The 23,966-nt window shown below is 66.5% G+C and carries 20 protein-coding genes, 3 tRNA genes and 1 pseudogene; 10 read left to right on the top strand and 14 right to left on the bottom strand.

Features of this window, described 5'->3' with window-relative positions; genetic code table 11:
* The first annotated feature begins 263 nt into the window (after positions 1-263).
* From F3J15_RS16350 to F3J15_RS16340, 3 genes are all read left to right on the top strand, one after another.
* Positions 264-806 carry a GNAT family N-acetyltransferase gene (locus F3J15_RS16350; protein ID WP_166892489.1) on the top strand — a complete coding sequence of 181 codons (543 nt, stop codon included), beginning with the start codon at positions 264-266 and terminating at the stop codon, positions 804-806.
* Between the two features lie 136 nt (positions 807-942).
* A complete protein-coding gene (locus F3J15_RS16345) occupies positions 943-1,569 on the top strand; it encodes a ParB-like protein (protein ID WP_089445509.1) in 627 nt (208 codons plus the stop codon).
* Between the two features lie 7 nt (positions 1,570-1,576).
* Positions 1,577-3,307 carry a SulP family inorganic anion transporter gene (locus F3J15_RS16340; RefSeq protein WP_166892486.1) on the top strand — a complete coding sequence of 577 codons (1,731 nt, stop codon included), beginning with the start codon at positions 1,577-1,579 and terminating at the stop codon, positions 3,305-3,307.
* Between the two features lie 22 nt (positions 3,308-3,329).
* Here the strand turns inward: F3J15_RS16340 and F3J15_RS16335 are convergent, their stop codons facing one another.
* The 8 genes from F3J15_RS16335 to F3J15_RS16300 all read right to left on the bottom strand — a co-directional run bounded on the left by F3J15_RS16335 (position 3,330) and on the right by F3J15_RS16300 (position 11,304).
* Positions 3,330-4,265, bottom strand: coding sequence for a carbohydrate kinase (locus F3J15_RS16335; protein ID WP_166892483.1), 936 nt, complete (start codon positions 4,263-4,265; stop codon positions 3,330-3,332).
* A 127-nt stretch (positions 4,266-4,392) separates the two neighbouring features.
* On the bottom strand, positions 4,393-5,337 hold the full coding sequence (locus F3J15_RS16330) for an ABC transporter substrate-binding protein (protein ID WP_166892480.1): 945 nt from the start codon (positions 5,335-5,337) through the stop codon (positions 4,393-4,395).
* 82 nt (positions 5,338-5,419) lie between these two features.
* Positions 5,420-6,457, bottom strand: a complete 1,038-nt coding sequence (locus tag F3J15_RS16325; protein ID WP_089439984.1) for a ribose ABC transporter permease — start codon at positions 6,455-6,457, stop codon at positions 5,420-5,422.
* 42 nt (positions 6,458-6,499) lie between these two features.
* On the bottom strand, positions 6,500-8,053 hold the full coding sequence (locus tag F3J15_RS16320; RefSeq protein WP_166892477.1) for a sugar ABC transporter ATP-binding protein: 1,554 nt from the start codon (positions 8,051-8,053) through the stop codon (positions 6,500-6,502).
* The gene (locus tag F3J15_RS16315) at positions 8,040-9,287 is read right to left on the bottom strand and encodes an ROK family protein (protein WP_069249285.1); all 1,248 of its coding nucleotides are present in this window, start codon (positions 9,285-9,287) and stop codon (positions 8,040-8,042) included. Before F3J15_RS16315 ends, F3J15_RS16320 begins: the two co-directional genes overlap by 14 nt.
* A gap of 371 nt (positions 9,288-9,658) precedes the next feature.
* A tRNA-Leu gene (locus tag F3J15_RS16310) sits at positions 9,659-9,745 on the bottom strand.
* A 368-nt stretch (positions 9,746-10,113) separates the two neighbouring features.
* Positions 10,114-10,200, bottom strand: a tRNA-Leu gene (locus F3J15_RS16305).
* Positions 10,201-10,314: 114 nt separating this feature from the next.
* The gene (locus F3J15_RS16300; RefSeq protein ID WP_089445514.1) at positions 10,315-11,304 is read right to left on the bottom strand and encodes an aliphatic sulfonate ABC transporter substrate-binding protein; all 990 of its coding nucleotides are present in this window, start codon (positions 11,302-11,304) and stop codon (positions 10,315-10,317) included.
* A gap of 156 nt (positions 11,305-11,460) precedes the next feature.
* Here F3J15_RS16300 and F3J15_RS16295 point away from each other — a divergent pair.
* Positions 11,461-11,667: pseudogene (locus F3J15_RS16295) on the top strand (MarR family transcriptional regulator); the annotation flags it as partial.
* 224 nt (positions 11,668-11,891) lie between these two features.
* On the opposite strand, the gene F3J15_RS16290 reads toward F3J15_RS16295, so the two are convergent.
* A tRNA-Leu gene (locus F3J15_RS16290) sits at positions 11,892-11,978 on the bottom strand.
* 249 nt (positions 11,979-12,227) lie between these two features.
* Here F3J15_RS16290 and rnr point away from each other — a divergent pair.
* The 6 genes from rnr to F3J15_RS16260 all read left to right on the top strand — a co-directional run bounded on the left by rnr (position 12,228) and on the right by F3J15_RS16260 (position 19,429).
* Positions 12,228-14,696, top strand: a complete 2,469-nt coding sequence (rnr, locus tag F3J15_RS16285; RefSeq protein ID WP_069247857.1) for a ribonuclease R — start codon at positions 12,228-12,230, stop codon at positions 14,694-14,696.
* A 148-nt stretch (positions 14,697-14,844) separates the two neighbouring features.
* The gene (gene rlmB, locus F3J15_RS16280) at positions 14,845-15,588 is read left to right on the top strand and encodes a 23S rRNA (guanosine(2251)-2'-O)-methyltransferase RlmB (protein WP_166892475.1); all 744 of its coding nucleotides are present in this window, start codon (positions 14,845-14,847) and stop codon (positions 15,586-15,588) included.
* Between the two features lie 97 nt (positions 15,589-15,685).
* Positions 15,686-16,558: an N-acetylmuramoyl-L-alanine amidase gene (locus tag F3J15_RS16275; protein ID WP_166892472.1), complete on the top strand. Its 873-nt coding sequence runs from the start codon at positions 15,686-15,688 to the stop codon at positions 16,556-16,558.
* A 91-nt stretch (positions 16,559-16,649) separates the two neighbouring features.
* Entirely contained in the window at positions 16,650-17,345 is a 696-nt protein-coding gene (gene rpiA, locus F3J15_RS16270) for a ribose-5-phosphate isomerase RpiA (RefSeq protein ID WP_011351848.1), read from the top strand.
* A 279-nt stretch (positions 17,346-17,624) separates the two neighbouring features.
* A complete protein-coding gene (locus F3J15_RS16265) occupies positions 17,625-18,341 on the top strand; it encodes a FadR/GntR family transcriptional regulator (protein WP_089445516.1) in 717 nt (238 codons plus the stop codon).
* A 101-nt stretch (positions 18,342-18,442) separates the two neighbouring features.
* A complete protein-coding gene (locus F3J15_RS16260; RefSeq protein ID WP_166892469.1) occupies positions 18,443-19,429 on the top strand; it encodes a Gfo/Idh/MocA family oxidoreductase in 987 nt (328 codons plus the stop codon).
* 52 nt (positions 19,430-19,481) lie between these two features.
* Here F3J15_RS16260 and F3J15_RS16255 read toward each other — a convergent pair whose 3' ends face one another.
* The 5 genes from F3J15_RS16255 to aat form a co-directional block, all read right to left on the bottom strand.
* Positions 19,482-20,174 (bottom strand): amino acid ABC transporter permease, encoded by a 693-nt coding sequence (locus F3J15_RS16255; RefSeq protein WP_006484207.1) that lies wholly within the window; start codon positions 20,172-20,174, stop codon positions 19,482-19,484.
* A 123-nt stretch (positions 20,175-20,297) separates the two neighbouring features.
* Positions 20,298-21,092 carry a cystine ABC transporter substrate-binding protein gene (locus tag F3J15_RS16250; RefSeq protein WP_011351851.1) on the bottom strand — a complete coding sequence of 265 codons (795 nt, stop codon included), beginning with the start codon at positions 21,090-21,092 and terminating at the stop codon, positions 20,298-20,300.
* A 100-nt stretch (positions 21,093-21,192) separates the two neighbouring features.
* Positions 21,193-22,230: a quinone-dependent dihydroorotate dehydrogenase gene (locus tag F3J15_RS16245; RefSeq protein WP_089483916.1), complete on the bottom strand. Its 1,038-nt coding sequence runs from the start codon at positions 22,228-22,230 to the stop codon at positions 21,193-21,195.
* A gap of 98 nt (positions 22,231-22,328) precedes the next feature.
* The gene (locus F3J15_RS16240) at positions 22,329-23,159 is read right to left on the bottom strand and encodes an arginyltransferase (protein WP_069247863.1); all 831 of its coding nucleotides are present in this window, start codon (positions 23,157-23,159) and stop codon (positions 22,329-22,331) included.
* Between the two features lie 33 nt (positions 23,160-23,192).
* Positions 23,193-23,957, bottom strand: a complete 765-nt coding sequence (gene aat, locus F3J15_RS16235; RefSeq protein ID WP_166892466.1) for a leucyl/phenylalanyl-tRNA--protein transferase — start codon at positions 23,955-23,957, stop codon at positions 23,193-23,195.
* Between the last annotated feature and the right edge of the window lie 9 nt (positions 23,958-23,966).

Genomic DNA, 23,966 nt, shown 5'->3' with positions numbered 1-23,966 from the left:
GGCTTGCGCGCTTACGTTGTGCATGCGGATGCCGGCCCGGCTTGCGCGCGGTGCGGGGGCATTGATCGAGTGTAGGCCGCGGCGTCGGACGATGTGGGGCGCGATAACGTCGAATCGGGAATAATCCCTAGGAAATGAACTGTTTCGGAAACGGCAATGCCGTCGCACGAAACCGGCGACAGGCATCTGTATCATTCCGGAAGGCTGTTTGTATCTGTTTTGTAATGCGCCCGGTGCGCATCGTCACCGAATCAGGAGTCCCGATGACCGAACGTTCCGCCGCCACGCTGCCCGTGCTCGAGACTGCCCGGCTGTGGCTGCGCCCGCGAGTGCTGGCCGATCTCGACGCGTGCCTCGCGATGGATCGCGATCCCGAGGTCACGCGGCACATCGCGGGCCCGTGGCACGATCCCGTCGAGCATCGGCGCTTCGTCACGCACCGGATCACGTGTAACTATCCGCCGGGCCTCGGCTACTGGTCGATCTTCGAGAAGGCCGCGCCCGATGCATTCATCGGCTGGATCCTGCTGATTCCCGACTACGTGGACGGCGCGCACGACGTCGAGATCGGCTGGCGGCTGCTGCGTGCGGCATGGGGGCGCGGCATCGCGAGCGAAGCCGCGGCAGCCGTCGTGCGTCACGCGTTCGACACCGTGCGCCTGCCGCGCGTGATCGCCGATATCGCCGAGGCCAACAGCGGCTCGCTGAATGTCGCGCGCAAGCTCGGGATGCGTCGCGTGAGCGTCGTGCACGATGGCATTCCTTACATTCGACATCGTCTCGAGCGCAACGATCTGCGCGCGTAGCGCGGCGCCGTGCGAGGGCGGGGCGTCGGGCGGTTGTCAGAGATCGTCAACCGGACGCGTATCGAGGTCATGACGTATTAACGGCTCGCGCGATCAGGAGTATCGTTGCCGGAATTTCGCAACATGGGGTACGACCATGGCACTCGGCAACGATGTTCACCTGATTCCCGTCAAGCTTGAAGAACTGCGTCCCACGCAGATGACGGTCGGCTATCGCGAAGTCAAGGCGAAGCGCAAGCACTGGAAGGCGCTCAGCAAGCGCGCGCGCAAGGCCGCGATCGATTCGCACTGGTTCCCGGCGGTGCTCGGCCCGGACGGGCTGCACTACATCACCGATCACCACCACCTCGGCCTCGCGCTGATCGAGGAAGGCGAGGCACGCGTGAACGCGATGCTGCTGAAGGACCTGTCATGGCTCGACGACACGATCTTCTGGCGGATGATGGAACACAACCAGTGGGTGCATCCGTTCGGTGCGGACGGCACGCGCCGCGACTACGCGAATCTGCCGAAGGCGCTGACGGGGCTCGTGGACGATCCGTACCGCAGCCTTGCCGGCGAACTGCGTACGGCGGGCGGCTATGCGAAGGATGCGACGCCATTCAGCGAATTCCTGTGGGCCGACTACCTGCGCCAGCACGTGTCGCTCGACCAGATCCGCAAGAACTTCGCGAAGGCGCTCGACATCGCACTGCATCGCGCGCATGAGCAGGATGCACGCTATCTGCCCGGCTGGTCGGGCGTCATCGCCGTCAAGCCCTGACCGCCTCATGACGACCGCCCCGATCCGCCCCGATGCCGGCCCGCAGCATGCCGACCATTTCGCCGCGCTCGACACGGCCTCGCCGCCGCCCACGCGACGCATCGGCCTCGATGCGCTGGCCGGCCTGTCGATCGCGGGGCTGCTGATTCCCGAGGCGGTCGCGTACGCGGGGCTGGCGAACCTGCCGCCGCAGGCCGGTCTCATCGCGTTGCTGTCGGGGCTCGTCGTCTATGCGCTCACCGGCAGCAGCCGCTTCGCGATCGTGTCGTCGACGTCGTCGTCGGCCGCCGTGCTCGCGGCGACCGTGCTCGCGGAGTCGGGGATGGCGCTCGCCGCGCAGCTCGCGCTCGCGGCGGCACTCGTCGCGATGACCGGCGTGCTGTTCATCCTGGCCGGTGCCGCGCGGCTCGGCGGCATGTCGGACTTCGTCGCACGGCCGGTGTTGCGCGGCTTCACGTTCGGCCTCGCGCTGACGATCGTCATCAAGCAGTTGCCGAAGATCCTCGCGATTTCCGTGCAGCACAGCGATGCGCCGCATGTCGCGCTCGACCTGATCACCGGCGCGCCGCATGCGAATCTCGCGAGCGTCGTACTCGGGGCGATCGCACTGGCGTTGCTGTTCGCGCTCGGGCGGAGCTCACGCGTGCCCGCGACGCTCGTCGTGATCGTGCTGTCGATCGCAGTCGGCTATGCGATCGACTGGCAGCGATACGGGATCGCGATCGTCGGCCATATCGATTTCAAGCATATCGAGTTCGGCCTGCCGACCCTCGACCGCAACGCGTGGATGCAGACCATCGAGCTTGCGTTCGCGCTGATGCTGATCCTGTACGCGGAATCGTACGGGTCGATTCGCAACTTCGCGCTGAAGCATGGCGACAGCGTGTCGCCGAACCGCGACCTCGTCGCGCTCGGCTGCGCGAACCTCGTGTCGGGCCTGCTGCACGGGATGCCGGTCGGCGCCGGCTATTCGGCGACCTCGGCGAACGAAGCGGCCGGCGCGCAGTCGCGCTTTGCCGGCCTGTGGGCGGCGGGCGTGGTCGCGCTGATCGTGTGGCTGCTGCTGCCGCAGCTCGCGCGCACGCCGGAGCCCGTGCTCGCGGCGATCGTGATCTTCGCGGTCAGCCACTCGCTGCATCCGTCGGTATTCCGGCCGTACTGGGCCTGGCATCGCGACCGGCTCGTGGTGATCGCCGCGCTGCTCGCGGTGCTCGTGCTCGGCGTGCTGCACGGGCTGCTCGCGGCCATCGGCGTGAGCCTGCTGCTGACGCTGCGCAAGCTGTCCGAGCCGAACGTCAGCGTGCTCGGCAGGCTGCGCGACAGTCACGATTTCGTCGACGTGGCGAGCCATGCCGAAGCGAAGCCGGTGCCGGGCGTGCTGATCGTGCGGCCCGAGGCGCAACTGTTCTTCGCGAATGCGGACCGGATGCTGAACCGCGTGCGTGCGCTGATGAAGGCCGCGCCGGACGCGCACACCGTGATGCTGAGCCTCGAGGAAACGCCGGATGTCGACAGCACGACGATCGAGTCGTTGCGCACGTTCGCGGCCGAATGCACGGCGCGCGGGTTGCGGCTCGCGATCGTGCGGCTCAAGATGCACGCGCTGCACGCGTTGCGCCGCGCGGCCGACGATACGCTGCACGACGATGCGATGTCGGAACTGAGCGTCGACGAGAGCCTGCAACTGCTGCAGGCCCGGATGCCGCCGGACGGCAGCGACGGCACGACCGCCGCGTGATGAGGCGGCGCGCCGGCGCGCGCTATGGCGAAACCACGGCGTCGGCGGAGCGATCGATCATGGCGGTCACTTCGGCCGCCGTCGGCGCATAGGCGCCTGCATGCGCACAGGCGACCGCCGCGCACGCGGCTGCGTAGCGCAGATGTTCGGCGGCTGATGCATCGGGACGCGCGAGCTGGCTCGCGAGCCAGCCGCCGATGCTCGCATCGCCGCAGCCGACGGTGTCGGCCACGTCGGTCGGGAACGCGGGCTGGAACAGCACGATGTCGCGATGCAGGAGCTGCATGCCGGATGCGCCGCGCGTGACGAGCATCGCGGCGTCCGGCGCCCACGCGCGCAGTTGCGCGAGTGCGGCGGCTTCATCGAGTTCGGGAAACAGCCCGCGCAGATCCTCGTCGGATACCTTGATCCAGTCGGCGAGCCCGGCCAGCCGGCGCAGTGTGTCGCGATACGACGGCGCGGCCATCGGTGCGCGGAAGTTCGGGTCGAACGAGATCCGCTTGCCGGCCGCCCGCGCAGCCTGCGCGACGTCGATCAGGCGCGACGCCAGCGGCTCGCGCACGACGCCGAGCGAACCGACGTGCACGATCTCGGCGGCGTCGAGTGCGCCGGCGGGCAGGTCCGCCGGATCGAACGCGAGATCGGCGCTGTTCTCGCCGATGAAGAAGTAGTGGGGCGGCTGCTTCGACACGACCATCGCGAGCAGCGGCGCGCGATCGACCTGCCGGATGAAGCGCAGGTCGAGCCCCGCGTCGGCGCTCTTGCGCATCAGCTCGTCACCGAAGGTGTCGCGGCTGACCGTGCCGGCGAAGGCCGTCGGCACGCCGAGTCGCGCACCGACGCGCGCGACGTTCCAGCATGAGCCGCCGGCGACGCTATGCCAGTGCTGTGCGTCGTCGCGGATGAAATCGGTCAATGCTTCGCCGAATACGATCAGGCGGGGAAACGTCGTCGTCATGTCGAAACCTTGTGCCGCGGCGGGGTGCGCGGCGATGCAGCGATTGATCTGAAACGGCGGGCAGTGCAGGCCGTCGCACGCTGCGACGCGGCCCGGCACTGCCCGGTCGTGCGGACGGGGGGCGCGATTAGCGCGGGGCGCTCCAGCCCTTGTAGCTCTTCACGTTGTCGCGCGTGATGAGCGTCGGCTCGATCAGGATCATCGGATTGGCCGGCTTCTGGCCGTTCATGATGCCGTAGCCGACGTTGACGGCCTGCTGCGCCATCGCCCAAGGGTCCTGGCTCGACGACGCCTGCACGAGCGTATTCGACTTGAGCGCGACCTCGATATCGGGCGCACCGTCGACCGACGTGATCACGATGTTCGGGCGGTTCAGCTGTTTCGCGGCGAGATCGCTGCCGATCGCCTGCGGGTCGTTGATCGTGAACACCGCGTCGAGCTTCGGAAAGCGCGTCAGATAGCCCTGCATCGCATTCATCCCGCCTTCACGCGAGCCCTTGCCGTCCTGGTCGCTCGACAGCACCTTGATGCCGGCGCTTTTCGCGAGCACGGTCTTGCAGCCGTTGACGCGATCGATCACGGCCGACACCTGCGGGCCGTTCTCGATGATCACGTTGCCCTTGCCGTTGAGTTTCTTCGCGATGAAGTCGCAGGCCAGCTCGCCGGCCTTCACGTTGTTGGTCTGCACGGTCGCGTTCGCGCCGGCCGCCGCGACGTCGACCGCGACGACCGTGATGCCGGCCGCCTGCGCCTTCTTCACCGCCGGCTCGATCGCCTTCGGATCGGTTGCGTTGAGCAGGATCATGTCGACGTGCGCGGAGATGAAGTTGTCGATCTGCGTGAACTGCTTGTTCAGGTCGTAGTCGGCCGACACGGCCGTGACTTTCGCATTCGGGTTGAGCTGCTTGGCGCGCGCCTCGGCGCCCTTGACGATCGTGACGAAGTACGGGTTGCCGAGCGACCCGACCGTGACGCCGATCGATTTGAGCGGCTTGTCGGCCGCGTGCGCGGCGGAAGCGCCGAAGGCGAGTGTGCAGGCGACGGCGGTCAGGGCGGCTTTGTGCTTGAACATGTCGTTGTGTCTCCGTGAAGTTGCTTGGCGGGCGGGCGCAGGGATCGGCCTGCGCCGCCAGGTTGAATGGACGGGCAGGGGCTCAGGTACGGGCCGAATCGCGCTGGCGGTAGCGGTCGAGCGCGACGGCGCCGATGATCACGAGCCCCTTGATGATGTACTGCCAGATGTCGGACACGCCGAGCAGCACGAGCCCGTTGGTCAGCACCGCGATGATCAGCGCACCGATCAGCGTGCCGACGATCGAGCCGACGCCGCCGACGAAGCTCGTGCCGCCGAGGATCACCGCGGCGATCGCGTCGAGTTCGTACGACTGGCCGAGCTGCAGGCCGTTGGCCGCATAGAGCCGCGCGGCCGACATCACCGCGCCGAGGCCGGCGAGCAGCCCCGACGCCGCGTACACGAACAGCTGGATCGCCCGCACGTTGATGCCCGACAGGCGGGCGGCTTCCGGATTGCCGCCGACCGAATAGATACGCATCCCGAGCACCGTGCGGCGCAGGATGAACCACGAGATCGCGATTACCGCGCATGCGATCACGACGAGCCACGGCACGCCGAGGATCGTGCCATTGCCGATGAACGCGAACGGCAGTTGCGGATTGAACACGGTCGTGTCGTTGCCGATCAGGCGCGCGACGCCGCGCACGGCCGTCATCGCGCCGAGCGTGACGATGAACGGCGGCAGGCGCAGGAACGAGATCAGCCCGCCGTTGATCGCGCCGAACACGAGGCCGACGACGAGCGCGAACGGCACGCCGAGCCAGCCCCAGCCCGGGATGGTCGACGCGAGCAGCGCCGCGACGGCCGCGGCGGCAAGCACCGAGCCCACCGACAGGTCGATGCCGCCCGTCAGGATCACGAAGGTCATGCCGGCGGCGAGCACGATGTTGATCGACGCCTGCTGCGTGACGATCGACAGGTTCTGCAGCGTGAAGAAACCGTCGGTCAGAAAGCCGAAGCCGATGCACAGGACCAGCAGCACCGGCAGCATGCCGGCCGTGCGGATCAGCGACTGCATGCGGGCGCGTTGATCGGCGCCGCGCAACAGCGGCGTACGGGTGGCCACCGGCTGGGCCGTCGCGGAAGCGAGGTTCCGCTGCTTGGTCGGGTTGATCATTTCGGTAACCTGAATGTAAGAAGAAGATGAAGAAGGCGAGGCTCAGTGCGCGTCGACGCGTTCGGCTTGCGAGCCGGTGGCGAGCGCGATGATGGCTTCCTGCGTGATGGGCGTGGGCGTGTAGCCGCCGAGTTCGCCGGCGATCTCGCCTTCGCGCATCACGAGCACGCGGTCGGCGACACCGATGATTTCCGGCAGTTCGCTCGAGATCACGATGACACCCACGCCGGCCCGGGCCAGTTCGTTGATGATCCGGTAGATCTCGGATTTCGCGCCGATGTCGACGCCGCGCGTCGGTTCATCGAGGATCAGCACGCGCGGCTTCGTCTCGAGCAGGCGCGACAGCAGCACTTTCTGCTGGTTGCCGCCGGACAGCGCGCCGACGTTGACGTTCGCGTTCGGCACGCGGATCGACAGCGACGCAATGGCGTCCTTCGCGCGTTCGGCGCCGCGCGCGAGGTCGAGCGCACCGAGCCGCGCATCGCGGTTGCAGACCGAGATGTTGATGTTGTCGCGCACGCTCATGTCGAGGAACAGGCCCTGGCGCTTGCGGTCTTCGGTCAGGTAGACGAGGCCCGCATCGATCGCGTCGCGTGGTGAGTGCGCGCCGAACGTGCGCTCGCCCACCTTCACGTCGCCGCGCACGCGCGGTTCGGCGCCGAAGATCAGCCGCGCGAGTTCGGTGCGGCCTGCGCCGACGAGCCCCGCGATGCCGAGCACTTCGCCGGCATGCAGGTCGAGGCTGCAGCCGCGCACGCGCGCGCCGTCGGCGATGTCGCGGACCGACAGCAGCAGGTGGCCGGGGTCGTATGGCGCGTGTTCCTTCTTGTAGAAACCGGAGATGTCGCGGCCGACCATCATCGCGACGAGGCGCTCGGCCGACAGCGATGCGCGTTCGAGCGTGCCGACGTATGCGCCGTCGCGCAGCACCGACACCCGGTCGGACAGCTCGTAGATCTCCGCCATCCGGTGGCTGATGTAGATGATCGCGAGACCTTCCTCGCGCAACTGGCGGATCAGGCGGAACAGGTGCTCGGTTTCGCGCGACGACAGCGGCGTGGTCGGCTCGTCCATCACGAGGATGCGCGCGCGGGTGTGCACGGCGCGTGCGATCTCGACGAGTTGCTGCTCCGCGATCGACAGCGTGCCGACGAGCGTGTCGGGCCCGAACGATGCGCCCAGGCGCGCGAGCACGTCCTCGCAGCCGCGCGCCATCGCCGCGCGGTCGATCGTGCCCCAGCGCCGGTTGCCGCGCCGCAGTTCGCGGCCGATGTAGATGTTTTCCGCGACGCTCAGGTTCGGCGACAGGCACAGCTCCTGGTAGATCACCGCGACGCCCGCATCGCGTGCGGCAAGCGGGCCGTCGATGTCGATGCGTTGGCCGTCGATCAGGATCTCGCCGCCGGCGTCGGCGCGGTACGCGCCCGACAGGATCTTCATCAGCGTCGATTTGCCGGCGCCGTTTTCGCCCATCAGCGAATGGATCTCGCCGGGATAGACGGTCAGGCTGACGTTGTCGAGCGCGCGCACGGCCGGGAACGTCTTGCTGATCCCGCGCATCTCGAGCAATGGGCGGGGCGACTCAGATCGCGACATGGTTGACCTCCTGCGAGTCGGTGCGGGCGCCCTTGAGGATGCCGGCCCGCGGGGAGAAGTTGAAGAACATCGGCAGCGTGGCGGCACCGATCGCACCGGCGTCGGCACCGAACGTGCCGCGTACGAGCACCGGCGTGCCGCGCGCTTCGGGCGCGGTGGCCACGAGTGCCGCGCGCAGGCGCGTGGTGACCGCGTCGAGCAGGCCCGCGTCGGTATCTGCGTCGAGCACGACCACCGGCGCGTCGACCACGCACAGCACCGCGCGCAACGCCGGCGCCAGCGCGTCGACGCAATCGTCGATCCATTCGTCGACGGCCGGCAGGCCGCGGGCGATGCACGCTTCGAGATCGGCCCGGTTGTCGACCGTTTCGCCGTGATGGCGCAGATGGCGCACCAGCGCGTGCAACGACGCGCGCGCGAGCAGGATGTCCCACGGGCCGCGCGGCGGCGGCGCGGAAGCCAGCCGGCTCGGTGGCACGGGAATCACGGCGATGTCGCCCGCATTGCCGGTCACGCCGCGCAGGCAGTCGCCATCGATCGCGATGCCGCCGCCGATTGCCGGCCCGATGAACAGGTAGACGAAGTCGTCGCACTGCCGGCCGTATCCGTAGAACAGCTCGGCGATCGCGGCGGCGTTGCCGTCGTTTTCCCCGAACACCGGAAGCGACAACGTACGACCGAGGTCGGCCGCGAAGTCGACGTCTTCCCACGCGCGGAACGTGTCGGGTGCGAGGCCGAGTTCGCGCATCCATGCGCCGAGGTTGTACGGCTGCGCGACGCCGATGCCGGTCAGGCGCGCTCGGTCGTGGTCGGGAAGCAGGGCCTGCATCGCATCGATGTCGTGGCGGACGATCTCGAGCACGTCGGCAGGCGGCGGCAGCAGCGTGTCGTGCGAGCGACGGCCGAGCACGTCGCCCGCGAAGTTGACGAGTGCGGTTTCGATGCGCATGCGGTCGAGATGGACGCCGATGCCGAACGCGCCGCGCGGATCGAGGCGGATCAGCGAGGCTGGCTGGCCACGCTGGCCTTCGGTGCGGCCCGCGAATTCGATCAGCTTCGCGTCGGCGAGTGACGCGATGATGCTGCCGACCGCCGTTCCCGTCATGCTCGCAAGGCGGGCGAGGTCTGCCTTCGACGCGCTGCCCGCGCGACGCAGCGTCTTCAGCAGCAGGCGCTCGTTGTAACGGCGCACGTTGGCCGAGTTGCTTCCCTGGCCGAAGTGCGGGCTTCTCATGGTGTCTCCTTCCATGGTGCGCCGTTCGGTGGCGCATTAAATAAATCACGTTGATTTATTTAACCGCGTGAGCGACGTCATGTCAGCCTAGGGAAATCCCGGTTTTGGGTGGGGGCAGGGATGGCGGTGCGGGCGTGCGGAATCGGGGATGGATCGTGGAGATCGAGAAAATTGGGCTCGGGGTGGTTTGTGAGGCGGTCCTAACCGGGTAATGGCTCGTCGCCGGATTTGCCGCATGCCGTTACGGCTCGCCGGCGCTGGGGCGCGCAAACCGAAGCGACTGGGTTGCTGTCGGGGATGAGGAGGGAGGTATGTTTCCTGGGCCGGAAATGAAAAAAGGCCGGCTAGAAGCCGACCTTTTTAAATACAGATGGTGCCCAGGAGAGGACTCGAACCTCCACGATGTTGCCACCGCTAGGACCTGAACCTAGTGCGTCTACCAATTCCGCCACCTGGGCACGTTTCGCTTGTTGCTGCATCGCGAAAGAACGCAATTATAGCGTGTTCGAAGGGGCTGTCAACACAATTTGAGGTCGCGAACGAAAATAATTGGGCGGGCGTGTTCGAGGCGTCGGGCAGTGCGAGCAAACACTGCGGCGGTCGACGTGTATCGTCGAAAAACTTGGGATGCCGACCGGGAGCGTGAGCGCATCATTTCCGGATGCGGGAAATGAAAAAGTAGAAAGCGGATGGTGGTCAGCAGGGGGTGCTCGATCACGCTTGCAAGCGCAGCCATTCGAGATCTCGCGCGAAGCGAGCAGGTGCTTTGCTTCCGGTGCTGGAAATGAAAAAAGGCCGGCTAGAAGCCGACCTTTTTAAATACAGATGGTGCCCAGGAGAGGACTCGAACCTCCACGATGTTGCCACCGCTAGGACCTGAACCTAGTGCGTCTACCAATTCCGCCACCTGGGCACGTTTCGCTTGTTGCTGCATCGCGAAAGAACGCAATTATAGCGTGTTCGAAGGGGCTGTCAACACCATTTCATCGACGACGATGAAAATTATCGCCCTTCGCTGAACGCCCACTCACACACCAACCGGTTCCGCCCGTTTCGCAGCGAAATTCCAGCGCTGCGCCTGGCTCGTATCGACGCGGGCGGGCAGCAGTCCGGCGGCCAGGAACGTGTCGGCGATCTGCTGCTGCTCGCCGAAATTTTGCGGCGCCACCGCACGGACGAGATAACTACGCCGCGCGTTCGCGCGCTCGATCGTCGTCGCGTCGAGCCCCCAGATCGGCGCGAGGGTGTTCGCAGCCTCCTGCGGGTGGTCGCGCAGCCATGTGCCCGCCTGCGACAGCTGGTCGAACAGGATCTGGACGACGTCGGGCCGCGCGGCGGCGAAACTGCTGGATGCGAGGTAGTAGCGCTGGTACGACGCGAGTCCGTTGCCGTCGGCCAGAATCCGCACGTCGGGATTCTGGTCGACCGACGCGACATAGGGATCCCACGTGATCCACGCGTCCACGCTGCCGCGCTCGAACGCCGCGCGGCCGTCCGCGGGCGTCAGGTAGTGGATCGTCGCATCGGCGGGCCCGAGCTTCGCGCGTGCGAGCGCGGCAAGCAGCAGGTAATGGCTGCCGGCTGCCTTCGTGACCGCAATGCGCTTGCCCCTGAGATCGGCGAGCGTGCGCAGTGCGCCGTCCTGCTTGACGACGATCGCCTGTGCCTTCGGCGAAGGCGCTTCCTGCGCGACGTACACGAAACGTGCATGCGCGGCCTGCGCGAACGCCGGAACCGTGTCGGCCACGTCGGCACTGAAATCGACGGCGCCAACGTTGAGCGCTTCGGTCAGCGGCAATCCGCTCGCGAATTCATGCCACGACAAGCGCAAGCCGAACGGCGCGAGTGCCCGTTCAAGGGTGCCGCGCGTCTTGAGCAGCGTGATGAGCGTCGATGATTTCTGGTAGCCGATACGCAACCCATCGGGTGCGTTCTCGGCTTGCGTTCGGACGCCGGCGACAGTGAGACCTGCGGCCAGCAACACGCGCGTAAATGCGCGGCGGTTCATCGACGTCATGGATCGTGCTCCTGGTTCGTTGCATCGAAGCGAGCCGGCTAACGTACCAACGAGGCGGGCGGACGATAACCGATAAATTCTGCTATCGATCCGGCTGGCAGGCATAAGAGAAGGCGAGGGCGCCCGATCGATGTCTCCTGCTTGCGATTTGATATGCGCATGGAGCACAAGGGGCTCGTCGAGCGTTGACGCAGCGTGAGCGATCGGCGGGTGGTGAGCATCGCGCTGACCGAAGCGGGGCAGGCAGTTGCCGTGCAGATCCCGGAGATTGCGCAGAAGGTGCTCAATGCCCGCTTGCGGAAATTTTCGAAGGCCGGGTTTGATGAACTGACCCGCCTGCTGCGCAAGTTCATCGGCGAATGAGCCGAGCGGCGTTTCCTGGGCCGGAAATGAAAAAAGGCCGGCTAGAAGCCGACCTTTTCAAAAAACAGATGGTGCCCAGGAGAGGACTCGGTCACACATGCGCGACCCCGGCTGCGCTTGCAAGCGCAGCCTTTCGAGTCCTCACGCAAAGCGCGCAGGCGCTTTGCTTCCTGGGCTTGAAATGAAAAAAGGCCGGCTAAAAGCCGACCTTTTCAAAAAACAGATGGTGCCCAGGAGAGGACTCGAACCTCCACGATGTTGCCACCGCTAGGACCTGAACCTAGTGCGTCTACCAATTCCGCCACCTGGGCACGTTTTGCAGTAGCTGCTTGCTGCAAAGAAGCGAAATTATAGCGCCCCAATTATTCGTGTCAACACTTTTTTGCGATGCATCGCAAACCGGGCTCCGCCGCGCCGGCTGGCGGCATTCCGGTCATTTGGTGACACAGGCGGGTGATAGAATGACCCGCCGCCGTCAATATAGAACTGTCTGAAGGACACCTCTATGTTGATGCCGTGCACCATCAATCAACGCAACGAGAACAACCATCGATAAACCCTTGAGCAAATATCCGTACCCCATTCCGAGCCGTGAAGAGATTCTCGGCGTGCTGCGTACGAGCGACGCGCCGCTGGCCGCCAACGACATCGCAGAAGCACTGTCGATCAAGCGTCAGGAGCGCGAGGGGTTCTTCCGGCGTGTCGCCGCGATGGAACGCGACGGCCAGATCCGCCTCGACAAGCGCGGCCATTACCAGTTGACCCATCCGTCGAACTTCGTCGCCGGGCGCGTGCAGGGGCATCGCGACGGCTACGGGTTCGTGATCCGCGACGACGGCCAGGACGACCTGTTCCTGCCGAACGGCGAAATGCAGAAGGTGATGCACAACGATCGCGTGCTCGCGCGGATCGTCGGCTACGATCGCCGCGGCCGTCCGGAAGGGCATGTCGTCGAAGTCACCGAGCGCGCGAACAAGCGCGTGATCGGCCGCCTGCTCAACGAGAACGGCGCGCTGATCGTCGCACCGGAAGACAAGCGCATCGGCCACGACATCCTGATCACGCAGAACGTGAAGAAGGCGAAGGTCGGGCAGGTCGTCGTCGTCGAGCTGACCGATTTCCCTAGCCGCCATTCGCAGCCGCTCGGCCGTGTCGTCGAGGTGCTCGGCGACATCGACGATCCGGGCATGGAAATCGAAATCGCGGTGCGCAAGTACGGCGTGCCGCACGAGTTCAGCCAGCCGGCGCTCGACGAAGCCGCCGCGCTGCCCGACAAGGTGCGGCCGACCGACCTGCGTTTCCGCGTCGACCTGCGCGACGTGCCGCTCGTGACGATCGACGGCGAGGACGCCCGCGACTTCGACGACGCCGTCTACTGCGAGCCGGTCAAGGTCGGCCGCGGCGACGGCTACCGGCTGATCGTCGCGATCGCCGACGTGTCGCACTACGTACAGCCGGGCAGCGGGCTCGATGCCGACGCGCTCGAGCGCAGCACGTCGGTCTACTTCCCGCGCCGCGTGATTCCGATGCTGCCGGAGAAGCTGTCGAACGGCCTGTGCTCGCTGAATCCGCAGGTCGACCGCTGCGTGCTCGCGTGCGACATGGTGATCACCGCGCGCGGCGAGATCAAGGCGTACCAGTTCTATCCGGCCGTCATCCATTCGGCGGCGCGCCTGACGTACACCGAAGTCGCCGCCGTCCTGTCGAACACGAAGGGGCCGGAGGCCGCGCGCCGCGCAGACCTGCTGCCGCACCTGCAGGACCTGTACGGCGTCTACAAGTCGCTGTTCGCCGCGCGGCAGAAGCGTGGCGCGATCGACTTCGACACGACCGAGACCTACATCGTCTGCAACTCGCAGGGCAAGATCGAGCAGATCGTGCCGCGCCAGCGTAACGATGCGCACAAGCTGATCGAGGAATGCATGCTGGCCGCGAACGTCTGCGCGGCCGACTTCCTGAAGCGTCACAAGCATCCGGGCCTGTACCGCGTGCACGCGGGGCCGACGCCGGAGAAGCTCGAGAACCTGCGTGCGTTCCTGCGCGGCATGGGCCTGTCGCTCGGCGGCGGCGAGAAGCCGCATGCGAGCGACTACGCGGCGCTGATGGCGCAAATTCGCGACCGGCCCGACGCGCAGATGCTGCAGCCGATGCTGCTGCGCTCGATGCAGCAGGCCGTCTACAGCCCGGACAACATCGGTCACTTTGGCCTGGCCTACGAGGCGTACGCGCACTTCACGAGCCCGATCCGCCGTTATCCGGACTTGCTCACGCACCGCGCGATCTACGCGATCCTGTCCGGCAAGAAGTACACGCCGAAGGCGCCGGACGGCTTCGAGCTGAACACCGCGCTGTCGCCGCGCGCCCGCGCGATGCAGCAGGCCGACGACGAATCGCGCGGCCGCTCGCGTTCGAACACGGCGATCTGGGAAGAGCTCGGCCTGCACTGCTCGGCGAACGAGCGCCGCGCGGATGAAGCATCGCGTGACGTCGAGGCCTGGCTCAAGTGCTACTTCATGCGCGACAAGCTCGGCGAGGAGTACGGCGGGATGGTGAACGGCGTCACGTCGTTCGGCATCTTCGTGCAGCTCGACACGCTCTTCATCGAAGGGCTCGTGCACGTCACGGAACTCGGCTCGGACTACTTCCAGTACGACGAGATCAAGAACGAACTGCGCGGTGAACGCACGGGCATCCGCTACCGCCTGTCGGATCGGGTGCGCGTGCAGGTGAGCCGCGTCGATCTCGATGCACGCAAGATCGACTTCCGCCTCGTGCGCGATACGCCGGTGAAGGCGCCGCGTCCGTCGCCCGCGCCGGCTTCCGCTGGCGGCGGTGTCGACCGCGGCAATGGCCCGCGTGTACGCACGCTGCCGCAGGTGGACGAGCCCGCGCCGCGCCACAAGAAGGCCGCGAGTGCGCCGAGCGTCGCGGTGAAGGAAGCACGCGCCGCGCGCAAGAAGGGGGGCAGCGGTGGCGGTGCGGCGGCGAAGCCGACCGCGAAGAAGACACGCGCTCGCAAGAAGTACTGAGCGTTCGGGGCGGCGCCAGCGCCCGCCCTGAAGTATCGAGAGACGCCGCGTGACCGGTCATCAGCCGGCAACGCGGCGCTTTCCTTTTCCATGGATCGCGGCTGCGCGCGTCGCGCGGCCGCACGTTTGATCGAAGGTTGTTCCAGTCATGTCACGTCTGAAGGTTCTTTACGGTTTTCATGCGGTGACCGCACGTTTGCGGCACGATGCATCGACGGTTGCGGAGGTGCTGTACGACCAGACGCGCCGCGACCGCCGCATGCAGGACTTCCTGCACACCGCGAAGGAAGCGGGCGTGCGGCTGATCGCGGCCGACGAAACGCGCCTGTGGGGCCTCGCGCATACCGAGCGTCACCAGGGCGTCGTCGCGCGTGTCGAGGACATCCCGCTCGCGCAGAACCTGTCCGAGCTGCTCGACGGCATCCAGGGCCCCGCGCTGCTGCTGGTGCTCGACGGTGTCACCGATCCGCACAACCTCGGCGCGTGCCTGCGTGTCGCCGATTCGGCCGGCGCGCACGCGGTGATCGCGCCGCGCGACCGTGCGGTCGGCCTGAACGCAACCGCGGCCAAGGTGGCGAGCGGCGCAGCGGATACGGTGCCGTACATCACGGTGACGAACCTCGCCCGTGCGCTGCGCGAGCTGAAGGACGCCGGCGTATGGATCATCGGCACGTCGGACGAGGCATCGGCGACGCTCTACGAAACCAAGCTCGACGGCCCCGTCGCGCTCGTGATGGGCGCGGAAGGCGAAGGCATGCGCCGGCTGACGCGCGACACCTGCGACGAAGTGATGAGCATTCCGATGGCCGGCAGTGTGGAAAGCCTGAACGTATCGGTCGCAAGCGGCGTATGCCTGTACGAAGCCGTGCGCCAGCGGCGCGCGAAGGGCTGATGCAGCCCGTCCCGCGCGCCCTGCGCGGGCCTCGAATGACCCGAACGACGCGTGTCGCGATCCGATGCGGCACGCGGCTCTCCGGAGCTCGCGACCGATGACCCTGTTTCGCGCTGGCGTATCCTGCGCCGTGCTGTGCCTGCTGGCTGCCTGCACGTCGCCGTCGCTCGTCGAACGCGGTACCTACTACGCCGACACGAGCCTGCACGCGCGCGGCGCCGATTCGCGGATCCGCTTTCTCGTGATGCATTACACCGAAAGCGACGAGGCGAAATCGCTGCGCACGCTGACGGGCGACTCGGTGAGCGTGCATTACGTCATCCCGCCGCAGCCGCGCATCGAACGCGGGATGCCGGTCGTCTACCAACTCGTTCCGGAATCGGAGCGCGCATGGCATGCGGGCGTCAGCGAGTGGCAAGGCACGACCGAGCTGAACGCGGTGTCGATCGGCATCGAGAACGTGAACCGCGGGCCGCTCGATCCGCAAAACCGCACCTGGCAGCCCTATCCGCCCGAACAGGTCGCGGCGCTAATCCGGCTTTCGCAGGATATCGTCGCGCGCTACGGGATTCCGCCGACGCGCGTGGTCGGGCACAGCGACATCGCGCCGCAACGCAAGATCGATCCGGGGCCGCTGTTTCCCTGGCATGCGCTGGCCCGAGCCGGCGTCGGCGCGTGGCCGGACGATGCGGCCGTGGCCGCGCGGCTCGGCGGGCGTGATCCGCATGCGCCGGTCGATGTGCGCGAACTGCAGCTCAAGCTCGCGCGCTACGGTTACGACGTGGCCACCGACGGGGTGCTCGACGCACGCACGCGACGCGTGTTCGCGGCGTTCCAGATGCATTTCAGGCCGTCCGACTATGCGGGCAACCCGGACGCCGAAACCGACGCGATCGCGCAGGCGTTGCTCGACAAGTACTTCCCCGGCACGCAACCGGCGGACAACGCGCCCGATGCGGGCGCGCCCTGAATCCGCCGTGCCCGGCACGCCGAAAAACGCGGGCCGTCAGCCGAGTCCGGTAAACTGGCGGTTTTCCGCAATCCCGCAGCATTACCACTCCATGACTCAAGACGAACTCAAACGCCTCGTCGGCCAGGCCGCCGCTGATTACGTGATCCAGAACGTGCCGGAAGGCGCCGTGATCGGCGTCGGCACCGGCTCGACCGCCAACTGCTTCATTGACGCACTCGCCGTCGTCAAGGCGCGCTATCGCGGCGCCGTGTCGAGCTCCGTCGCCACGACCGAACGCCTGAAGTCGCACGGCATCAAGGTGTTCGACCTGAACGAGGTCGACTCGCTGCAGGTGTACGTCGACGGCGCCGACGAGATCGACGCGAGCGGCGCGATGATCAAGGGCGGCGGCGGCGCGCTGACGCGCGAGAAGATCGTCGCGTCGGTGGCCGATACGTTCGTCTGCATCGCGGACGCCAGCAAGCGCGTGCCGGTGCTCGGCGCGTTCCCGCTGCCGATCGAAGTCGTGCCGATGGCGCGCACGGCGATCGGCCGGCGCGTGACCGCGCTCGGCGGCGTGCCGGTGCTGCGCGTGACGAAGGACGGTGCGCCGTACATCACCGACAACGGCAACGAGATCATCGACGTGAAGGGGCTGCAGATCGCCGATCCGCGCGGTTTCGAAGCCCAGGTGAACGCATGGCCGGGCGTCGTGACGGTCGGCCTGTTCGCCGAGCGCGGTGCGAATCTGTGCTTGCTCGGCACGGAAAACGGCGTTGAAACGATCGTATATTCGGCTAATTGAAAGATATGGCAAGCAGTCCGTAATGATGCGTCACGTGTCGTAATGGACTGAATGTTTAAATCTTGTGGAAATCGGGGCCCGGTAGGCGCAATGCGCTTCCCGGGCCTTATTTTTAGCCGTATAAATCACCCCGTCAAAAAGAGGGATAACCCTGTCAGGTGTTTACCAGATAGCGAAATATCGTCGAACTCATCAACTTATAGATCATAAGAACAGTCGTAACCAGGGCCGGCGGAACTGCGGAGCAGGTGTTCGCAAATCGACGCACGGGGAGGTGTCATGGAGCAGGGCAAAGACCGGTCACTGGTCGCGAAAGTGATGGATGGGCTTGTCTCGGGTATCGTCGAGGACAAGTATGGCGGCATCTTGCCGCCGCAGGACGTGCTGTCGAAAGAGTTCGATGTGAGTCGCACCGTGATGCGGGAAGCGCTATCGATGTTGCTTGCACGCGACATGCTCGACGTGCGTCCGAAAGTCGGCACGCGCGTGCGGCCGATGCGCGACTGGCGGATGATCGACGAAGACGTGGTGAGCTGGCGATTCCGGGCGAAACCCGATCCGCAGTTCATGCGCGACGTCATCGAATTCCGGATGCTGATCGAACCGCGCGCGACCGCGCAGGCGGCGGTGCGTGCGACGGCTGGCGACATCGCGAGCATCCGCGAAGCGTTCGATGCGTTCAAGGTGCTGCAGCCGGGCGACCCCGGCTACGACACGGCGGACGAGTTGCTGCACACGCGGATCGTGCAGGCGAGCGGCAACCAGTTTTTCCAGCAGATGGCGGCGATCGTGCGCGGTGCGGTGCGTCTCGTGAATCCGCGTGTCGTGCAGAAGGAAGGTGCACACGATGTCGTCGTGAAGGCGCATGCACGTGTGGTCGACGCGATCGAGCGTCGCGATCCGCGCGAAGCCGAAGCCGCTTCGCTCGCGCTGATCGATTTCAGCGCCGACGAGATCTCGCGCGATTTCTCCGTCGACGTGCCCGTGCGCGCCTGACGCTGCGTGAGTCCCTCATCCGTGTGCCGCCGGGCCGTTTATCATGACGGCCGGCCGGCAGCGTGCCGGCCACCGTCATACGACCGACACGGAAGATCAGGATGAACGACAACGACCATCGCACGGTGCGCTTCGGCATCATTGGCGCAGGCAGCATCGCGCGCCGTTTCGCGCAAAGCCTCGCGCATGTGCCGGGCGCCACGCTCACCGGTGCCTGGGCCCGCCGCGCCGATGCCGCGGCAGACTTTTGCGGAGCGTACGGCGGTACGCCTGCCGCAAGCCTCGAAGCACTCCTCACGAGCGATATCGACGCGGTCTACATCGCGACGCTCCATGACAGTCACGCGCAGTACACGCTGGCCGCGCTTGCTGCCGGCAAGGCCGTGCTGTGCGAAAAGCCCGCGACGCTGAACGCGGCGCAGCTCGACACCGTGCTGCGTGCGGCACGCGACGCCGGGCGGCTTTTCATGGAGGCGATGAAGCCTCCGTTCTTCCCGCTGTACCGTCAGTTACGTGCGCATCTGCATGACGATCCGATCGGCGAGATCCGGCTCGTGCGGGCAGGGTGTGCATCGTCGTCGGTGCCGGACGACCATGCCGTCTATCGCCTCGATCGCGCGGGCGGCGCACTGCTCGATATCGGAATCTATGAGGCGTTTCTCGCGGTCGACTGGCTCGGCGCGGCGCTCGACGTGCAGACGCTCGGCCGCGTCGGGGCAACGGGTGTCGACCTGTTCGCAAGCCTGAACAGCGTGCACGCGAACGGCGGGATCGCGCAGCTCTTTTGCGGGCTCGACGTGATGGGGCGCGGCGACGCGCTGATCGCCGCGGCCGGCGGCCACGTGACGATTCACGAGAAATGGTGGAACCCCGCGCGTGCGACGATTCGCTATGCGGACGGGCGCACCGTCGAACTCGATGCGCCTGTCGACGGCGGCGGGCTGAACTACGAGACCGCGCATTTCTGCGACCTGCTGCGCGCGGGCAAGACCGAAAGCCCGATCATGACGCACGACCATTCGCGGCAGATGATCGCGATGACCGATGCCGCGCGCGCGGCGCTCGGGGTGCGTTATTCGGGCGAGTAAGCGGGAAGGCGGGAGCCGGGCACGCGCGCGCGGCCCGGCGGACGGCGTGCGCTCAATGCCGCGACGGCAGCGACAGGCGCTTTTCGTACCAGCGCTGCACCCATTCGAGGATCTGGCACAGGATCCAGTACACGGCCGCGGCGGCGAGATAGAGCGGCAGCGGCTGATAGGTCGCCGCGATCACTTCCTGCGCGCTGCGCAGCAGTTCGGTCACGGTGATCACGGACACGAGCGACGTGTCCTTGATCAGGCTGATCAGGCTGTTCGACAGGCTCGGTACCGCGATGCGCAGCGCCTGCGGACCGATCACGTAGCGCAGCGTCTGCCCCCACGACAACCCGAGGCTGTACGCGGCGAGCCATTGGCCGCGCGCGATCCCGTTGATCGCACCGCGCATGCTTTCCGACATGTAGGCCGCGACGTTCGCGGACAGCGCGATTACGCCGGCGGGCGTCGGGTCGAGCGAGATGCCGAGGCTCGGCAGCCCGTAATAGATGACGAAGATCTGGACGAGCAGCGGCGTGCCGCGCATCAGGCTCACGTACGCGCGTGCCAGCCACGCGAGCGCGTTGACCCAGATGCGTTCGAAGCCGTCGAGCGCTTCGCTTTGCCGGATGCCCATCATCGCGAGCACGACGGCGCCAAGCAGGCCGAACACCATCGACAGGACGGCGAACTTGACGGTCAGAACGGCGCCCTGGGCGAGCACCGGCAGCGATTGGACGAGCAGGGACGTTGTCGACATGGAATACGAATCGAATGCGTGCGCGAAAGCGCAATCATAAACCGGACGCATAAAACAAAGGGCGGCATCGTTACGGATGCCGCCCTTTCCGGCCCGCCGTCAGGCGGGAAAATGCAGGCGTGCTTACTTGATCGGCTTCGTCACGTCGATGCCGAACCACTTGTCCGAGATCTTCGTGAAGGTGCCGTCGGCCTCGAGTTGCGCCATCGCGTCGTCGATCGCCTTCTGGAACTTCGGGTTGCCCTTCTTGAACGGGATGCCCGACGGGTTCGCCGAACCGACGTTCGCGCCCGGGCGCAGCGGCAGTTGCGAGTTCTTCGTCAGGTACGCGAGCATCAGGCGGTCGTTGAGCGCCGCATCGAGACGGCCGGCCGCAAGATCGCGCAGGTACTCGGGCGCGCCCGGGTACGTCTTCACGTCGATGCCCGGCACCGACTTCGCCATGTCCATGTAGTTCGTGCCGAGCGCGACGCCGAGCTTCTTGCCTTTCAGGTCTTCAAGCGACTTGAACTGGCGCGTATCGTCGTTGCGCTGGATCAGTTGCGCGGACGAGTACGTGTACGCCGGCGAGAAGTCGAGCGTTTCCTTGCGCTTGTCGGTGATGCCGACCTGGTTGGCGATCACGTCGAACTTGCCGGCCTGCAGGCCCGCGATGATGCCGCTCCATTCGGTCGTCACGAATTCGGCCTTCACGCCGAGCTTCGCGGCCACGGCCTTCGCGATGTCGACGTCGAAGCCGACGAGTTCGCCTTGCGGGTTCTTCGAGTTGAACGGCGGGAACGTGCCTTCGAGGCCGACCCGCAGCGTGCCGCGTTGTTTCACCTGGTCGAGGAGGTCGGCCGCATGCGCGGTGGCAGCGGCGAACGACGTGCCGATCAGGCCGGCAACCAGCAACTTCTTCAGCAGCGCAATCTTCATCGTGTGTTTCCTTGCCCTGTCCGGGTCATTGATTCTGATAACGAGGTCGATCATAGCAAAAATACAATCGACCACTAAATATCGTTTGTTTATGCCTATATTACGCGCTGCGTTCGCGGGCGACGGCCTTCACGCATTCCGCGACGAGCGCGGGACCGCGGTAGATGAACCCCGTGTAGAGCTGCACCAGCGCCGCGCCGGCCGCGAGCTTCGCCCGGGCATCCTCGCCCGAGAAAATGCCGCCGACGCCGATGATCGGCACTTCACTGCCGACTTCGGCGTGCAGCTTGCGGATCACTTCGTTCGACGCGTCGAACACGGGGCGGCCCGACAGGCCGCCGGCTTCGTCCGCGTGCGGCAGGCCCTGGACGGCCGCGCGCGACAGCGTCGTGTTGGTGGCGATGACCGCCTCGATCTTGTGGCGCAGCAGTGTGTCGCCGATTTCCTTGACCTGTTCGTCGTCGAGATCGGGCGCGATCTTCAGGGCGAGCGGCACGAGCTTGCCGTGCAGGTCGGCGAGGCGCTGCTGCTTGTCCTTCAGCGCCGCGAGCAGGGCGTCGAGCTCGCCCGCACCCTGCAGCTGGCGCAGGTTCTTCGTGTTCGGCGACGAGATGTTGATCGTCACGTAGCTCGCGAACGGGTACACGCGCTCGAGGCAGTACAGGTAGTCCTCGGCGGCGCGCTCGATCGGCGTATCGGCGTTCTTGCCGATGTTCAGGCCAAGGATGCCGCGGTAGCGGGCAGCCTGGACGTTCTTCACGAACTGGTCGACGCCGTGGTTGTTGAAGCCCATCCGGTTGATCAGTGCTTCGGCCTGCGGCAGGCGGAACATCCGCGGGCGCGGGTTGCCGGGCTGCGGGCGCGGCGTGACCGTCCCGACTTCGATGAAGCCGAAGCCGAGCGCCGCGAGGCCGTCGATGGCCGCGCCGTCCTTGTCGAGGCCGGCTGCAAGGCCGACCGGGTTGCGGAACGTGAGCCCCATCACGGTGCGCGGTGCGTCGGGCACGCGGGCCGACAGCGCGCAGGCAAGGCCCGTGCGGCCGGCCGCGCCGAGCGCGCGCAGCGTGAGGTGGTGAGCGTCTTCCGCATCCATCTTGAACAGGGATGCGCGGGCCAGCGGATAGAGGGAACTGAACACGGGAATAGGGCGGACAGCCGGAATGAATGACAACCCGCTATTTTACCGGGAGTTGGGCGGCAGGGGCGCGCTTCGCTTCGTTACCCTCGCGGCGCGCGTCAGCCCGAGCCGGAATGTCCGCCCGGCAACGGCGCACGGGCCAGCGCCGCGTCGACCGGCGGCAGGTCGATCCGTTCCGGATCGAGTATCTTCCAGCGGCCGTCAATCAGCCCTTCGAGCGGGTGGAAGTTCGCCTTGTAGGCCATCTTCGGGCTCTCGCGGATCCAGTAGCCGAGGTACACGTAGGGCAGGCCGAGGCTCTTCGCCTGCTCGATCTGCCACAGGATGTTGTAGGTGCCGTAGCTCGTGTGCTGGTCGTCGGGCTCGAAGAACGTATAGACGGACGACAGCCCGTCGCCGAGGATGTCGATCATGCTGACCATGCGCAGCTTCCCGGGCTCGCCGCCCGCGGCGTCGAGGTCGCGGAATTCGACGAGGCGCGAGTTGATCCGGCTCTGCAGCAGGAATTGCTCGTACTGGTCGCGGCTGTCGCGATCCATGCCGCCGCCCGCGTGGCGTGCGGACTGGTAGCGCATGTAGAGCGCGTAGTGCTCTTCGTCGTAGTGCAGCGGCGAAACCGTCGCGACGAGCGTGCGGTGCCGTTTCCACATCCTGCGCTGCGTGCGCGACGGCGCGAACGCGTCGACGGGCACGCGCACCGGCACGCAGGCACGGCAGCCGTCGCAGTACGGACGATACGTGAAGACGCCCGAGCGCCGGAAGCCGGCCTTCACGAGCTCGGTATAGATGTCGGAGTTGATCAGGTGGCTCGGCGTCGCGACTTGCGAGCGCGCGACGCGGCCGTCCAGATAGCTGCACGGATAGGGCGCCGTTGCATAGAATTGCAGCGCCGAAAGCGGTGAAAGCGGCAGCTCAGTCGGGTGAGTCATGGGCAGCTCTCGTTGCAGGGAGGGAGTGCCGCGCTAGCGCTCGATCCCGGAGGGGGCCGCCGTTTCGGCGCGGCCCGTCAGCGCGACGAGCACGCGCTTGTCGAACTGCCACGGAATCGGCGGTTCGGCTACCGCGCTGCGCACGTGAGCGACAAAGGCCTTGCGTGCGATCTCGCGGCCGCCGAGCGACGCTAGATGCGACGTATTCTGCTGGCAGTCTATCATTTCCAGCCCCTGCTCGCGAAGGTGTGCGACGAGCGCGGCCAGCGCGATTTTCGACGCATCGGTCGCGTCCGCGTACATCGATTCGCCGAAAAACATTCGCCCGAACGACACGCCGTACAGGCCGCCGACGCGCCGCCCGTCGTGCCACGTTTCGATGCTGTGCGCGTTGCCGGAGCGGTAGAGCGACGTGTACGCGTCGATGATCTCGGCCGTGATCCACGTGCCGCGCTGCCCTCGGCGCGGCGCCTGCGCGCATGCGCGCATCACGCCCGGAAAGTCGTGGTCGACGCGCACTTCCCATTCCGGCTCGCGCAGCACGCGCTTCAATGTCTTGCGCAGCGAAGGCGACACCTTGAATTCGGCCGGCACGAGGATCATGCGCGGGTCGGGGCTCCACCACAGCACGGGCTGGCCGTCGGAATACCACGGGAAGATGCCGCGCAGGTATGCGTCGATGAGGCGCGACGGCAGCAGGTCGGCGCTCGCGGCGAGCAGCCCGGGCGCGCCGGTCGCGGGACCGAGCGCGCGTTCGATGGGCGGAAACGGATCGTCCGGGCCGAGCCAGGGGACCATGGTGCAGGG

It is taken from the genome of Burkholderia sp. Ap-955 (assembly GCF_011753045.1).
In the GTDB taxonomy this organism is placed as follows: Bacteria; Pseudomonadota; Gammaproteobacteria; order Burkholderiales; family Burkholderiaceae; genus Burkholderia; species Burkholderia lata_D.
The sequence above is the reverse complement of the archived record's forward strand: the minus strand, read 5'-3'. Positions and strand labels throughout refer to the sequence as shown.